This window comes from Nonlabens sp. MB-3u-79, from assembly GCF_002831625.1.
Lineage (GTDB): Bacteria > Bacteroidota > Bacteroidia > Flavobacteriales > Flavobacteriaceae > Nonlabens.
In genome coordinates, this window is the sequence record NZ_CP025116.1 from 716,973 (window position 1) to 733,210 (window position 16,238).

Genomic DNA, 16,238 nt, shown 5'->3' on the forward strand with positions numbered 1-16,238 from the left:
GCGAAAGCGGAATTAAACACTTACCTCTTTAATGCAAAATGCCCTTTCACTAAAGGTTTATTAGGGATTTGAAGTGTGAACCAATAGGTACTGGAAGGCAATGGGTTGTTCAAATAGGTTCCATCCCAGCCCGGTCCTTCGGGAGACATTTGAAATAGTAATTTGGCGTTACGATCATATATGTATATAACTGCCGTTGGAAAAGTATTTAAACCGTCCAGTGTCCAGTAATCGTGAAAACCATCTGCGTTAGGAGTAAAAAACCTTTGATAATCCAGCACTACAAACTCTTGCGTAAGCGTTCCACAACCGTTTTTATCTCTTATCCTCACCGTATGAAATCCTTTATACAATCCATCAAAGAAATTACTGTCTTGAAAAGCACCATTATCAACTGAGAATTCATAATCACCCGGTCCAGAAACAATAAATTGAGCTGTATTATCACCATTTCTAAAGTCTTGCGTCACAATATCATCAATCACGGCAATGTCAGAGGCTAATGCTACTATAGTCAGTGCGCTCTCACAACCAAAATTATTAGTAACCCTTACCGTGTAACTTCCAGGCTGGTTTATAGCTATTTCATTTAATGTAGCACCACTCTCGCCAGTACTCCAGTCGTAAAAATCAAATCCAGACTCCACGCTTAACCTAGTCGATGCCGCGGCATCTACACAAACAATGATATCCTCTTGAGGCGCAAGTACCGGTCGAGGTCTTATCGTAATATTAAAATCTGTGTCACTAAAACAAGATGTCCTCGTTTCTGTAACACGTACAAAAACAGGTTGCGGATTTTGAGTGTTTATAAAATTAGCACCTAACGCATTTTGATTCATCGTACGATCTGTATTACTGGCATAAAAACGCACTTCATGTAAAGAGGGATCAAGACCGTTTAAAATACCTGTATTTTGAGTACTTAAAGTCACATTTAAGAAGCCATCAAAATCATCATCACACAAAAACAAGTCTGCGGGCACTCCTATCGCTGGCGGATTAGCAACAAACAACGGCGCACTAATTGCATATTCACAAGAAAGACCTGTAGGATCAATTACTTTTATATAATAGGTTTCTTCTATCAAAGTTGCTATAAAGGATGATCCCTGGGGATTCAAATTATTTTCTGCATCGGCCGCTGTAAAATGGTAGGTAATATTAAAATTGGCAGAATTTGCAACCAACGTATCAATAATGGTAGCAAAGTCAAAAGATTCTGTCGTGTTATCCGAACAAATAATGGTAGGATCTGCGTCGGTCAGCACATTAGTATCATCTACGGTCAACACAAACTCTGTAAAATCTGTACAATCAGAATCGTTTCTTATGGCACGAACAAATATCTCTTGAGGATTAGAAGTATTTACATAGGGAAAAGTAAGCGCATTGACTCCTATATTGGCATCATTCAAAGACTCATGATAAGTCACAGAGACTCCTGTTTGACCCAAAAGAACATCTGCATCTAAAGGCGTAAAATCAAATTCTCTAAAACCATCTTGAAGACCAAAATCATCACAAACATCAAGATCTGTAATGGGGTTTGCTGTAGGTGATGGAGGTAAGTCTGCACTACCACTAGTAGAAAGAGAAAAACCGCCTTGCCCTATTGCGAGACCCACAATAATGTAGTATACCTCGCCAGCATTAACACTTAATTCTTGTAAAAAACCGTTACCCAACTGGCCAGGTCCTTCGGTAGTGTCAACTTCTGTATCGTTTAATCCAGTTTCACCGGTTACGCCTGCGGCAGCTGGATTGGTACTAGAACATCTTATTGCAGCTCCTAAGTTATTGCAATCGGTCACTGGACCGAAAACAGCAAAATCATAATCGGCTTGAGGTGTATCAGGAGTTAAGGCAAACCTAAACGATCCTGTAGTTTCCATTTCTACTCTAAACCATACTTGATCTGTCTGGAAATTAAAACAAGTAGGTGTTAAATTTCCTGGCTGTGCAAATTCATCTGTCCCAATACCAGAAGGGTTAATTCCTAAATCAGTGTCTCCACAAAGAAGGATCGCATTATTGCAATCATTTGGATTTTGAGCAAATCCTATTTGGAAAAACAACACAACACAAAAGAATAATATTTTTCTCATAGGAAAATTTATGGCCCTACAAACCTAATACTTCCAGCAACTTATTCAAGTCTTTTGCTGTATTAAAATAGGAAAAACTTACTCTTATTCCGTCACCACGCAATGAAGTTATAATATTGTTTTCTAGTAATTTCTCGTATAATTTTTGATCTCCTTTGATATTAAAAATAGAAGAATGATTTTTTCTAGAGCAAACTACAGAAGAGAGAAGGTTTCGTTTTTCAAAAGCAGCTTTAGCTATTTTTGACAAGTCTTTTACTGGATCTGACACCTTCTTCCAGCCCAATTCATGAACCTTTAAAATAGCTTGTTGCAAGCTGCCAAAGGCAATCATATCTTGGTGGCCAGGTTCAAAACGACTTATAAACGTCACATTAGAATTCATGACATTTCGGGCACTTCTAAAACCGATCTCCTTAGGAAAAATATGTTCCTGTACTTCTTCTTTTACACATATAAAACCGTTTCCATCTCCGGCATGCAGCCACTTGTAGCAGGACGCAAGAATGATGTCTATTCCGCTTTCGCGAAAGCAAAACTCTTCAGAACCCACATATTGAGTAGCGTCTGCTATCATAATCATATCAGGAAAACGCTTCTTTAAATCATTTAAAAAATCAAGATCCATTTGTATACCTGAAATGTACTGCACCATGGAAAAACAGAAAAAATCAGGTCGTTGTTTTTCACAAACGCTTATGATGTGCTCCTCCATTTGCTCGTCAATAGCTACATAGTGCGTTTGAAAACCTCTGGTCTCCACAGGCCAGTTGACCGAAGGATAATCCCCTTTTAAGAGTAAAACAATAGCCTTAGGATCCATGCCATTGATCAACGTATTGAAACCCGTTGAAAAATTGGGAATAACAGCCGTAAAATCTGGATCGGCATCCATAAAATTAGCGATGCTATGACGTACCTCATCAATAAAATCATTGCGCTTATTGGTAAAAATAGAAGCTTCATCGCGCATCTTCTCATTGAGCGACCTGCGGTAATCGATAAGGTCTTGAGAGACCAATCCGTGATTTGCCGTGTTGAGATAGATGTATTTTTTAAGAATTGGAAATTGATCTGTCATTTTATCTTGTTGCTAAGAATGTCTACGTGAATAATACCGTAAATTTGAGTATAAAAATAATGAGAATGTTCGGTACCAAGAAAAAAGATACTCAGGGAATTGATTTAGAGCAAAAAGAAATGATCGAGAATGCCCAAAAACGCATCAAACAAAAGCGCAGCCTTTTTACTCATTTTATCATTTTCCTAATAGGCTCCGTAGGCTTAATTATCATTGCAAACCGTCCTAATGTAGAAGAAATCACTACATTGTTAGGCTTAGAATGGTGGGTTTGGGCCATTTTTGCTTGGTTGTTGCTACTTGCTTATCACGCCTTTAATGTTTTTATCACCGAAAGACTTCTTGGCCCAGAATGGGAAAAAAGCCAGTATGATAAACTGGTGAGAAAACAAAAGGAACGCATCACACAACTGGAAAAGAAAATAGAAAAAGAATATGTAGCGCCACCCGCAACACTTGCTATGGATACGCCTGCATCTCATCGTAAAATTACCATGATCGCAGCAGCAGGTAAGAATAATGAATTGGGTAAAGACGGCACCTTGGTATGGCATCTTCCAGACGATTTTAAAAGATTCAAGTCACTGACTTCTGGACATCACATTATTATGGGACGTAAAACTTTTGAAAGTTTTCCAAAACCACTGCCCAACCGTACCCACATTATCCTGACAAGGGATAAAAACTACAAGACCGATGGCGGTATAGTGGTTCACGATATGCAAACAGCTCTAGCAACTGTTTCAGAAGATCAAAATCCGTTTATTATAGGTGGTGGCGAGATTTACCAACTAGGACTCGCTGTAGCAGATGAAATCGAACTGACCAAAGTTCATGGCAGCTTTGACGTAGATACCTACTTCCCAGAAATAGATCAAACAAAATGGAAGATCAAAACCTCCTTGCACCATCCAGCAGATGAGAAGCACAAGTATAGTTTTGATTATGAGACTTGGGTGAGGAAATAGTTTTCAGTAGGCAGTATTCAGTCGCAGTATTAATTAGTTGTGCGAATTTAGTCTCAGTGACAGTTTACAGTCGCAATTTGTTTCAAGTTGGCAGTAGGCAGGTTGATTTATTCTTTTGCTTTGCAAAAGAATAAATGTGAGTAGGCAGTCTTTTAATCTTTTATATCAGTTAAAATATTTTCTTGTCTTCATTTTACCGACTGCCTACTTAACGTAAATGAGCAATGTCATTTTACGCCCTGCCTACTGCCTACTCTTCTTTAAACTAACAAATCACAGACTGCCTACTTTTACTTAAATTTGCGTCATCAACAAAACATTACTAAATGAAAGCATACGTTTTTCCAGGTCAAGGAGCTCAATTCACAGGAATGGGTAAAGACTTATACGATACCTATACAGAAGCAAAAGAATTATTTCATCAAGCAGACGAAATCCTCGGCTTTGAGATTTCAAAAATCATGTTTGAAGGAACTGCCGATCAACTAAAAGAAACTAAAGTAACCCAACCGGCTATTTTTATTCACTCCGTGATTCTTGCAAAAATGATGGGTGCAGATTTTGCTCCAGATATGGTAGCAGGACATTCTTTAGGAGAATTAAGTGCGCTTACCGCAGCTGGTTCTTTATCATTTGCAGATGGCTTGAAAATCGTTTCAGCTCGCGCCCTAGCCATGCAGGCCGCTTGTGAAGCTCAAGCAAGCACCATGGCAGCCATCATAGGAATGGCAGATGATGTGGTTGAAGAGGTGTGTAAAGCTGTAGACGGTGTGGTCGTAGCAGCTAATTACAATTGTCCTGGACAGCTCGTTATTTCAGGAGCCATTCCAGCAGTAGAAAAAGCTTGTGAGATCCTAAAAGAAAAAGGAGCCAAAAGAGCATTACTGCTTCCAGTAGGTGGTGCTTTTCATTCTCCATTAATGGAACCAGCGAGAGAAGAACTGGCTAAAGCTATACAAGACACCGAATTTAAAAAACCTATGTGTCCTATCTATCAAAACGTAGCTGCTTTTGCGGTTGAGAATACAGACGATATCAAAACCAATTTGATTTACCAACTGACAGCTCCCGTAAAATGGACACAATCCATTCAACAAATGATCAAAGACGGAGCAACAGAATTTATAGAAGTAGGACCAGGAAAAGCACTACAAGGATTGATCAAGAAAATTGATCGTGAGGCGCAAGTGAGTCAAGGAACTGTGGCATATTAAGACAATAGTTTATAGAGAGTAGAATATAGAAAACAGAAGTTATATCTATTCTCAGAAAAAAAAACCACCCCTAGAAAACGCAGTTTTCTAGGGGTGGTTTTTAAATTTTATTACCTCTTAAACTTATGGGGTCAACAATAATGAAATATTACTTACCGTTTTAGAACAATCACCACCATTAGCACATGGAGTACAAATTCCAATACCTGCCTCTCCAGCAGGATTGTTTGGATAAGATGGAATACATCCTGTCTGCTCTTGACTACAAGCGGTTGTTTTACAAGATGTACCACTAGCTGCGAGTAAAGTATTATTGCTGCTTTTTTGCACATAGAAACTCACTTTTACTTCTGGTCCCAAAAAAGTTAGATAATAAGAATTTTCAATTTCATCAATAGAAACATTTTCAAGCATAGGGTGTATACCAGACTCTTCCAAGTGATTTTTGTTTACCGCTTCAATTAAAGAATTCTTATCAGCAGTTAATACTGGCACTCCATCTTCTAAAATACCTATTTCTAACCATAAAGAGTAACCTGATTCTTTAATCAATTCACTTTTTGCAGATTTATTGCTCGTTTCAATATTAGCTGTTGAGTTATCCTCATTACTACATGAAGTAAAGAAAAATAATATTAAAAAAAAGAGAAAAGTTGGATTTTTCATATTTAATTTGCTCTTAATCAAAAATAAATGATAATGATAATGATAATGATAAATTTAACATTAATTTGACTTATTAATTCTTGCAAAACTTATCTTAAAATAGATTTTAGCATCTGTTTATCAAATAATTAAATTACAATTTGTGAGTATAAAGATCAATACTCAGAAAACCATTAAACGCAAACAAAAAAATACCAAGCCATTTCTAGCTTGGTATTTTTTTTTATAATTCTGTATGTGATCATCAAAAATGGCTCAAGCCATTCCTGATGGATAATTACAACTCTAAAGCCTTCTTCACATCACCACCCATCAAGATCTCGATAGGGTTTTCCAGGGCTTCTTTAATAGCTACTAAGAATCCTACAGACTCTTTACCATCGATGATGCGGTGATCATAAGAAACGGCTAGATACATCATAGGGCGTGCAACAATATCACCATCTACTACTACTGGGCGCTCTATAATATTGTGCATTCCTAAAATAGCACTCTGAGGCGGGTTGATAATAGGTGTACTCATCATACTTCCAAAAATACCACCGTTTGTGATCGTAAAGGTACCACCAGTCATTTCGTCCACAGTAATATCTCCATCTCTAGCGCGTAGGGCTAATCTTTTCACTTCTTGTTCTACTCCTCTAAAAGATAGGTTTTCTGCATTTCTAATTACAGGAACCATCAGGCCTTTAGGTCCAGATACCGCAATAGAAATATCTTTATAATCATAAGTAAGCATTTCCTTACCGTCAATCATAGAGTTCACTGCTGGGTACATATCCAGGGCTCTAGTTACTGCTTTAGTAAAGAAAGACATGAATCCTAGAGAAACACCGTGCTTTGCTTTAAACGCATCTTTATATTCGGTACGCAATGCAAAAATAGCATGCATGTCAGCCTCGTTAAAGGTCGTGAGCATTGCTGTTTCATTCTTGACACTTACCAGACGTTCTGCTACTTTTCTACGCAACATAGAAAGTTTAGTACGCGACTCGCCACGAGATCCAGGTCCTGGAGTTCCCATAGCTGGTTTTGCATTTACAGCATCTTCCTTAGTAATGCGTCCGTCGCGACCAGTTCCAGGTACAGACGTAGCGTCCATTCCTTTTTCATCGAGAATTTTCTTTGCAGCAGGACTTGGAGTACCGCTAGCATAAGTTTCTTTTGCTTGTGCAGGTTGTGGCGCTTTTGAAGCTGCAGCGGTTTCTTTTCCTGCGTTATCTTTTTGCATTTCCTTAGCGACATCTCCATCGCCGCCACCCATACTAGATGGCGCGTTGTCTACGTCTTTAGATCCTCCGTTAGGATTTGCAGCTTCCGTGTCTATAAGACAGATTACAGCTCCTACTTCTACGGCATCTCCTTCTTCAGCCATTAGGGTAATGATACCGCTAGCTTCAGCTGGTAATTCTAGAGTTGCTTTATCGCTATCTACCTCAGCAATGGCTTGATCTTTCTCAACCCAATCGCCGGTGGCAACTAACCATTCTGCTATTTCTACTTCTGTAATCGACTCGCCTGGTGAAGGCACTTTCATTTCTAGAGCCATAATTTATTTGTTGGTATTAAATACATCTTCTATTATTCTTGCCTGTCTTCTCTTAGATCTTGTGGAACTTCCTGAAGCAGGGGCTGCGTACATATTTCTTGAGCACACGCGCCATGTTCTTGTTTCTGGCATGTGTAACATCAAGTGGGAATATGCTCCCATATTTCTAGGTTCTTCTTGTGCCCAAACGACATCTTTAGAACCGTATTTTTTAATTATTTCTTGCATTTGTTCTACCGGAAGCGGGAATAATTGTTCTAGTCTTACTAAGGCAACGTCTGTTCTGTTATTTTCTTCTCTGTATTCTAAAAGATCGTAATAGAATTTTCCTGATACAAATACTAATGTTTCCGCTTTCGCGAAAGCGTCACCATCCACATCAATAACTTCTTGAAAATGCCCTTGCTCCAGTTCAGACACCTTGCTTACTGCTCTAGGAGAACGCAACAAAGATTTAGGAGTAAACACCACCAAAGGCTTGCGGTAATTGACCAACATCTGACGACGTAATAGGTGAAACAAGTTTGCTGGCGTGGTACAGTTGGCCATAAACATATTGTCCTTTGCACACAACTGTAAATAACGTTCTATACGCGCACTGGAATGCTCTGCTCCTTGACCTTCATAACCGTGTGGTAATAATTTTACCAGACCATTCTGATTCTTCCATTTATCTTCTCCAGCACTGATGTACTGATCCATAACGATTTGAGCACCGTTAGAGAAATCTCCAAATTGTGCTTCCCAAATAGTCAAGGTGTTAGGTCTTGCTAAGGCATAACCATATTCAAAACCTACCACCGCATACTCTGACAGGTGTGAATTGTATATATCCATGTTTCCTTTTACACCATCGATATGATTGTGTAAAATGAATTCGTTCTCTTGATTCTCTGATTTTACGACTGCGTGACGGTGAGAAAAAGTACCTCTTTCTATATCCTGTCCACTCATACGTACATCAAAGCCTTCCATCATCAAACTACCGTAAGCAAGGTGCTCGCCCATTGCCCAGTCCAGCTTATCATTATCAAACATAGCCTGACGGGATTCAATAATCTTTTTTACTTTCCTAATAAAAGATTCTCCTTTTGGGAGTTGAGAAATGGTTTTAGTGATTTTTTCTAAAACAGCACGGTCTACACCAGTAGCTACTTTTTTCATCATCTCTATTTCTGTAGCCGGTTCAAAACCTTCCCATTCATCTTGCATAAATGGAGTAATCAAGGTATTCTCCATTTGTCTTGAGGTCACTAACTCCTCTTCCAGTCTGTTTTTGTATTGACTTTCTAATTCTTTGACCTTGGAGTTATTAATCACTCCTTCTTGAAGCAATCTCTCTGCATAAATATCACATGGATTCTTTTGCTTAGCGATCGCTTTATATAATTGTGGCTGTGTAAAACGAGGCTCATCACCTTCATTATGACCGTATTTTCTATAGCCTAATAAATCAATAAACACATCCCTAGCAAATTCCATACGGTAATCCAGCGCAAAATTCATCGCGTGAACCACTGCTTCAGCATCGTCTGCATTTACGTGAAGTACTGGTGATAAAGTTACCTTAGCAACATCTGTACAGTACGTACTGGATCTTGCATCTAGATAATTAGTAGTAAAGCCTACTTGATTGTTAACCACTAAGTGTATGGTTCCTGCTGTTTTATAAGCGTCTAATTGTGCCATTTGCACCACTTCATAAACGATTCCCTGACCAGCAATAGCCGCGTCACCATGAATTACAATGGGCAATACTTTAGAGAAGTTCTCTGGGGTATGTCTGTCTTGTTTGGCACGAGCTATTCCCTCTACTACGGCACCTACCGCCTCTAAATGAGACGGATTAGGAACTATATTGATATTGATATCGTTGCCGTTATCTGTTTTTCTTTTACTGGTATACCCCAAGTGGTATTTGACATCACCATCAAAAATATCTTGTTCGTAATCTTTCCCGTCAAATTCTGAGAAAATATCCTTTACGGGCTTGCCAAAAATATTAGTCAATACATTTAATCGGCCACGGTGCGCCATACCCAGTACAAATTGATCCACTCCTTTGTCAGCAGCATTTTCAATTAGGGCATCAAGTGCAGGAATTAATGATTCATTTCCTTCTAGAGAAAAACGTTTCTGTCCCACATATTTAGTATGAAGGAAAGTTTCAAAAGAAACGGCTTCATTCAGCTTCTTAAGAATCTGTAATTTTTGATCTTTATTAAAAGCAGGATGATTGTCATTTTTGTGCAACCAGTTTTGGATCCATTTGATCTCATCTGGTTTGCGTATGTACATGTACTCCACCCCTATACTCTCACAATACACTTTATTAAGGTGAGCAATGATGTTCCTAAGACTGGTTCTTCCCAAGTTTATTAATTCTCCTGAATTAAAAGGAGTGTCTAAGTCTGCATCAGAAAGACCAAAGTTGACCAGGTCTAGCTTAGGCTCATAATTACGGCGCTCTCTAACTGGATTTGTTTTAGTAAACAAATGACCTCTTGATCGATACGCATCAATTAATTTTACAACTTGAAATTCTTTCTGTAAGTTTTCTGGAACACCCACCGAAGCACCTTCATGCTCTACTACTAGGTCGCCCTCGTGAGCGCTCTCCATTCCAAAATCAAAACCTTGAAAAAAGGAACGCCATGAAGGCTCTACCTGGTCTGGATTAATTAGATATTCATCATAAAGTTGTGCGAAGTATGCAGTATGTGCTGCATTTAGAAATGAAAACTTGTCCATATATGGAAGGAAATTTATCCTTTTTATCAATTGTTATTGCAAAAATAAAGAAATGTGCCGTCATGTCATAAGCTTTTGTACTTTTATAACAGTGAACTCGTTAAAACCTTTGCAATAAACTCCTATATTTTTCTTTTCAATAATGAAATTCATTCTTTTATATCAGGCTAAAGATGCCGTACAGAATAAAAAAACTTCCTTTAGTTTTAAATGATCTATTTTTCACTTAAACCTAAAAAGTCTTAAACAATTACGAACCAATTATTAATGCCTACAGTATGAAAACCTATTCCTTGAAAAATATCAGCATCATATCCGTATTTGGACTCTTTTGTTGTCTTTCTTTTAGTCAGCAACTGCAAGAGTCTAAATTTTGGGACCGCGTTCTATTTGGAGGTAACATAGGTGCTAACTTCGGTAGCAACTTCAGCTCGGTGCTTATTGCTCCACAAGCTATTTATCAAGTGAACGAATATATAGGTCTAGGAGTTGGTTTAAATTACAGCTATTCAGAACGAGACCTCAATAGATTTGACGACTTTAAATCCACTATCGCAGGTGGTAGTTTCATTGCTCTTGCACAACCTATAGACTTCCTTCAGGTCAGTGCAGACTTTGAATACCTCAACGTGAATAGGAACTTTGCCGACTCCAGTTTTGACGATAACTATTGGGTCCCTGCCTTTTTCTTAGGCGCTGGTTATCAACAAGGAAATTTTGTAATAGGCGCGAGATATGATGTGCTCTTTAATGAAAGACGCAGTGTATATCAAAACGGGATACAGCCGTTTATCAGGGTGTTGTTTTAAATGGTTGTTCTGTTTCGCTTTCGCGAAAGCGAAATACAGCACACCATAGAAATCACATGGTAATTTACTGCCGCAACCTGAACTGGATCTTACTCCATTCTCTCATTAAAAAACCTAGTATGATTCCCTTTTCTAAGTTTTTTTCTTGCACGTCTGCCAAGTAATACAATTGCTGAAGTTTAGAGTCACTGTCTTCGATAGCTTCATTTAATAAAGAAACAAGAGCCTCTAAAAATTCTTTAGGCTCATTAAATTCAACAGCTTCAAAACCAGAACGCTCGAGATCTTTATTCACTTGGCTTTTATACACCATAAAGACATGATGTCTATCTTCTAGTTTATCTTGTAAAATGGTGAGCTTTTCTGACATGAGATTTCTTTAAAAACCAAATTTAAAAGTTTGCTAACACAAGTCGGCGATTTTATGATGTATTCTTACATTTCATTTATTCGTTTGTAGTTTTCGCAACCTTTAAGATTGAAGAACTCAAAAGGCGATAGAGAAAAAAGAGAGCTCTAGATATTAACTTAAAGATTTCCGCCTACGCGGAAATTGGTGCATGACTAAAAAAGAACTGTTTCATATAGCCGAAGACTATTTCCAGCAACAAGGCTGGACGGCTTTTCCATTCCAAAAACAAACTTGGGATGCCTTTATATCTGGAAAAAATGGATTGCTCAACGCGCCTACTGGAAGCGGTAAAACCTACGCGCTTTGGGTAGCCATCGTTTTGAACTACATCAAATCAAACCCAGATTACAAGACCAAAAATAAAAAAGGCCTAAAAGCCATCTGGATCACTCCACTGAGATCGCTTTCTCAAGAAATTGCGCAAACATCCCAAAAGTTTGTAGATGGAATCGGACTGCCTTTTACCGTAGGAATACGCTCTGGAGATACCTCCACAAAAGAAAGAGCCGCGCAAAAAAAGTCCCTACCCGACTTGTTGATCACCACACCTGAGAGTTTGCATTTATTACTCGCTACAAAAGACCACGTAAAATTATTTCAAGATTGTAATGCCATTATCATTGATGAATGGCATGAACTGCTAGGCACCAAACGCGGCGTTCAAATGGAACTGGGACTTTCGCGTCTTGCTGGTATCAATAACAACCTACGCATTTGGGGAATTAGTGCCACCATCGGTAATCTCGAGCAAGCCAGACAGGTGTTATTAGGGGTAGATTCTTCTCGCTTTCGCGAAAGCGTGCTCATCAAAGCAAATCTGAAAAAGAAGATTGAAGTACGTTCCATCATACCAGAAAGTATGGATAAATTTCCATGGCGTGGTCACCTGGGTTTGCATTTACTGGAGGATGTTGTCAAGATTATCAATAAAAGCAGGTCTACGCTCATTTTTACCAATACAAGAGCACAGTGTGAACTTTGGTTTCAAGCGCTAATGCACCAACATCCAGAATTTGCCGGAGAAGTTGCGATGCACCACGGTTCTATCAATAAAGAAACGCGTATTTGGGTAGAAAATGCGATAAGAAATGAATCCTTAAAGGCTTGTATTTGTACCTCCTCGCTAGATTTAGGAGTAGATTTTGCGCCTGTAGAAACCATTATTCAAATAGGCAGCCCAAAAGGTGTTGCTCGATTTTTACAACGTGCAGGAAGATCTGGACACCAACCTGGAGAAACTTCTGTGATCTACTTTTTGCCAACTCACGCACTGGAATTAATAGAAGCCAGCGCATTACAAAAAGCAGTGACCACACAAGCGGTGGAAGATCGTTTGCCCTATTTGAACTGCTATGACGTGCTGATTCAATATTTGTGTACCCTAGCGGTGTCCGGCGGGTTTTATCCCAAAGAAATTTATCCTGAGGTGAAGGCAACTTTTTGTTATCAAGAGTTGACTTATGAAGAATTTGAATGGTGTTTAAAATTTATCGTTTATGGAAGTTCTTCCTTAGCTTCTTATGACGAGTATAAAAAGGTTTCTATAAATGAAGACGGCAGGTACTTTATAGACGATCGAGGTATCGCTATGAGACACCGATTGCAAATGGGAACCATCGTCACTGGAACTGATATTACGGTAAAATACGTCACTGGCGGTTACATAGGCTCTATTGAAGAGTACTTTATAAGCCAGCTATCCCGTGGAGATGTATTTGTTTTTGCAGGTCGCACGCTAGAATTCGTAAGACTCAAAGCAATGGTGGCACAAGTGCGCAATTCTGCTAGAAAAAAAGGCAAAGTGACCAGCTGGATGGGAAGCCGCATGCCACTAAGTTCACAACTAGGTGAGTTATTAAGAGAGGAGATGCAAAATTTCCAAAGCGAAAGCAAACGCACTCCAGAAGTCAAGGCTTTAAAAGACATTATCGCAAGACAGCAAGAAGAAAGCATTGTACCGCAAAACCATGAATTCCTAATTGAAACCTTTAAAACCAGAGAAGGATACCATTCGGTTTTTTATCCTTTTGAAGGAAGGCTGGTTCATATGGCAATGGCAGGATTGATCGCTTATCGCATCAGTTTGTTACAGCCTATTAGCTTTTCACTTGCCTATAATGATTACGGATTTGAAATCTTAAGCGATCAAGAATTTGATATGCAAAACGTGCTGGATAATAATTTAATCACTTCAGAAATGATACTGGAAGATTTAGAAGCCAGTGTGAATGCTACCGAACTTGCCAAAAGAAAATTTAGAGACATTGCCGTGATTGCAGGACTTGTTTTTACTGGCTATCCTAATAAGGCTGTAAAAGTAAAACACCTGCAAAGCAGCAGCCAGTTGCTTTTTGAAGTCTTTAGAGATCATGAACCAGATAATTTACTCTTCCGTCAAGCCTATACAGAAACCTATGAGCAGGAAATAGAAGAATACCGATTGCGGGAAGCTTTTGAACGTATAGAAAATCAAACTATCGTCTGGAAAGCTTGTGAGCGACCTACACCCTTCTCTTTCCCTATTATTACCGATCGCTTAAGAGAAAAACTGAGTAGTGAAAAACTAGCCGATCGCATCAAAAGAATGCAGTTGAAATGGGAATAAGGTCGTTATTAGATATAATTATAAAAGCAAAGCCAAACTTCTAGTTTGGCTTTGCTTTTAAATACTGATAAAGGTTAAAGGATACTTATTCCTCTTCTTCTACATAATCTGGATATAAAAACGAGTTATAAGGAAAACGTTCTACATGAATCTCACGTACTTTATCATAGACTTTCTTACGAAAATCTTCCATATTCTCTTTCTCCGTAGCAGAAATAAAAATAACATTTTCGCCTAATTTTGACATCCAAGTCTCGCGCCACTCCTCTAAAGAATAATGAGCAGAAGTACGTTCTTCCATTAAATCAGTCTCGTCATAATCTTGAGCTTGATACGCATCAATCTTATTAAAAACCATTATGGTAGGCTTATCTACCGCGTCTATTTCTCCTAAAATGCGATTTACTGAAGCGATGTGATCTTCAAAAGACTCATGAGATATATCTACGATATGAAGCAACAAGTCAGACTCCCGTACCTCATCAAGTGTAGACTTAAAAGATTCTACGAGTTGCGTCGGTAATTTTCTAATAAAACCTACCGTATCTGTCAATAAGAAAGGCAAGTTGCCTATCACCACTTTTCTAACTGTGGTATCTAATGTTGCAAAGAGTTTGTTCTCAGCAAATACATCACTTTTAGAAACGACATTCATCAAGGTGCTTTTACCTACGTTGGTATAACCTACTAAAGAAACACGCACTAATTGACCACGGTTCCCGCGTTGCGTAGACATTTGCTTATCTATTGTAAGCAGTTTTTTCTTGAGTAATGTGATGCGGTCGCGCACGATACGTCTATCGGTCTCGATTTCCGTTTCTCCAGGACCACGCATTCCTATACCCCCTTTTTGTCGCTCCAAGTGAGTCCACAAACCTACTAATCGAGGTAATAAATATTGGTATTGCGCCAGTTCTACTTGAGTTCTCGCATAACTGGTTTGCGCTCGTTGAGCAAAAATGTCAAGAATCAGGTAGGTTCTATCGATAATTTTTGCCTCGAGTATTTTTTCAATGTTCTTTTGTTGTGCAGGAGAAAGCTCGTCATCAAAAATGATGGTTCCTATGTTGTTTGCTCGCACATATGCAGCAACTTCTTCCATTTTACCTTTTCCTATAAAAGTTTTGGGATTGGGTTTTTGCATTTTTTGATGGAAACGTTTGCTAACGGTTGCACCAGCGGTATAAGCTAGAAACTCCAGCTCATCCATATATTCATTAAGCTTTTCCTCGTTTTGCTGTTTGGTAATAACACCTACAAGAATTGCTTTTTCGTATTCGTGATTTTCTAATTCTAACATAAAAGTTTTTAGACGTTTACAAAGATACTTTTTTCCCTTAAAGCAAAGTGAAATTTAGTAATAGCTTGTGAAAAGCAGAGGTAACATTTAGAGTCCTAACAACTCGTTAGCACCATAAACAATCGGATAACATATCAAGAATTAAGATAGGTATAAAAACCCGCATTACCAAAAAAGTGACAGGCTCCTATTTTCACTTCTTCAAAAGCTCTTGCGCATTTTCAATAGCAAGCATGGTTCTGTCTTTAAGTTGAACGATTTCTTTTACTTCTTGTTCTAAAATAGGTAGTTTTTCATCTAAAGCCTCTTTAGTCTCTGGCGTTGGCTCTCCATAAGGAAACTTTTCAGAATAGTCTTGCATCCATGACATCATAGCATCGTGTGAAGCTTTTAGATTTTCTGCGGCAGTGGCTATTTCTGATAACTCATTATCGTTTTCATTAGCGACTAACTCTCCTTTTAGCTCCATCAAGACTCCCATTTTAGGCATGATTTCATCGTGGACTTTCATCGCCTCTGACTTCAATAAATCATATGACTCCATTTGTATCTGTAATGCAACTTCTTCAGGAGTCGGGTCATTTTTACAAGCTATTAAAGTGAATAAAGCTATTGCGATGAGGTATAAGGTCTTTTTCATTATTCAGATTTTATGACAAAGATAGTGGACAGAAAGTAACGTCAATTCATCAATCAACGATAAATTTCACTCTATTGTAATTTGATAGAACATTCTAAGACTTATTTTTGAGAAGTGATTTTCACATCTGTATTT

The 16,238-nt window shown here is 38.4% G+C and carries 12 protein-coding genes; 4 read left to right on the forward strand and 8 right to left on the reverse strand.

Annotation, left to right across the window (positions count from 1 at the left end):
• Nucleotides 1-20: 20 nt before the first annotated feature.
• Complete coding sequence (locus CW736_RS03180) at nt 21-2,108, reverse strand: T9SS type B sorting domain-containing protein (protein ID WP_101012532.1); 2,088 nt, start codon at nt 2,106-2,108, stop codon at nt 21-23.
• A 16-nt stretch (nt 2,109-2,124) separates the two neighbouring features.
• On the reverse strand, nt 2,125-3,189 hold the full coding sequence (locus CW736_RS03185) for an aminotransferase class V-fold PLP-dependent enzyme (protein WP_101012533.1): 1,065 nt from the start codon (nt 3,187-3,189) through the stop codon (nt 2,125-2,127).
• A 65-nt stretch (nt 3,190-3,254) separates the two neighbouring features.
• On the opposite strand from CW736_RS03185, the gene CW736_RS03190 reads away from it, so the two are divergent.
• Complete coding sequence (locus CW736_RS03190; protein ID WP_101012534.1) at nt 3,255-4,157, forward strand: dihydrofolate reductase; 903 nt, start codon at nt 3,255-3,257, stop codon at nt 4,155-4,157.
• Between the two features lie 326 nt (nt 4,158-4,483).
• Nucleotides 4,484-5,371, forward strand: a complete 888-nt coding sequence (gene fabD / locus CW736_RS03195) for an ACP S-malonyltransferase (protein ID WP_101012535.1) — start codon at nt 4,484-4,486, stop codon at nt 5,369-5,371.
• Between the two features lie 123 nt (nt 5,372-5,494).
• Here fabD and CW736_RS03200 read toward each other — a convergent pair whose 3' ends face one another.
• From CW736_RS03200 to CW736_RS03210, 3 genes are all read right to left on the reverse strand, one after another.
• A complete protein-coding gene (locus tag CW736_RS03200; RefSeq protein WP_101012536.1) occupies nt 5,495-6,037 on the reverse strand; it encodes a hypothetical protein in 543 nt (180 codons plus the stop codon).
• A 277-nt stretch (nt 6,038-6,314) separates the two neighbouring features.
• A complete protein-coding gene (odhB, locus tag CW736_RS03205) occupies nt 6,315-7,586 on the reverse strand; it encodes a 2-oxoglutarate dehydrogenase complex dihydrolipoyllysine-residue succinyltransferase (protein ID WP_101012537.1) in 1,272 nt (423 codons plus the stop codon).
• Nucleotides 7,587-7,589: 3 nt separating this feature from the next.
• Nucleotides 7,590-10,337 (reverse strand): 2-oxoglutarate dehydrogenase E1 component, encoded by a 2,748-nt coding sequence (locus CW736_RS03210; protein WP_101012538.1) that lies wholly within the window; start codon nt 10,335-10,337, stop codon nt 7,590-7,592.
• Between the two features lie 293 nt (nt 10,338-10,630).
• Between CW736_RS03210 and CW736_RS03215 the strand changes: the two genes are divergently transcribed.
• Nucleotides 10,631-11,146: an alpha-ketoglutarate decarboxylase gene (locus CW736_RS03215; protein ID WP_232735409.1), complete on the forward strand. Its 516-nt coding sequence runs from the start codon at nt 10,631-10,633 to the stop codon at nt 11,144-11,146.
• A 64-nt stretch (nt 11,147-11,210) separates the two neighbouring features.
• On the opposite strand, the gene CW736_RS03220 is transcribed toward CW736_RS03215, so the two are convergent.
• Nucleotides 11,211-11,516 carry a hypothetical protein gene (locus tag CW736_RS03220; RefSeq protein WP_101012540.1) on the reverse strand — a complete coding sequence of 102 codons (306 nt, stop codon included), beginning with the start codon at nt 11,514-11,516 and terminating at the stop codon, nt 11,211-11,213.
• Nucleotides 11,517-11,706: 190 nt separating this feature from the next.
• Between CW736_RS03220 and CW736_RS03225 the strand changes: the two genes are divergently transcribed.
• The gene (locus CW736_RS03225) at nt 11,707-14,163 is read left to right on the forward strand and encodes a ligase-associated DNA damage response DEXH box helicase (protein ID WP_101012541.1); all 2,457 of its coding nucleotides are present in this window, start codon (nt 11,707-11,709) and stop codon (nt 14,161-14,163) included.
• Nucleotides 14,164-14,248: 85 nt separating this feature from the next.
• Here CW736_RS03225 and hflX read toward each other — a convergent pair whose 3' ends face one another.
• Both hflX and CW736_RS03235 read right to left on the reverse strand, forming a co-directional pair.
• Entirely contained in the window at nt 14,249-15,463 is a 1,215-nt protein-coding gene (gene hflX, locus CW736_RS03230; protein WP_101012542.1) for a GTPase HflX, read from the reverse strand.
• 193 nt (nt 15,464-15,656) lie between these two features.
• The gene (locus CW736_RS03235) at nt 15,657-16,103 is read right to left on the reverse strand and encodes a hypothetical protein (RefSeq protein WP_101012543.1); all 447 of its coding nucleotides are present in this window, start codon (nt 16,101-16,103) and stop codon (nt 15,657-15,659) included.
• Nucleotides 16,104-16,238: the final 135 nt, after the last annotated feature.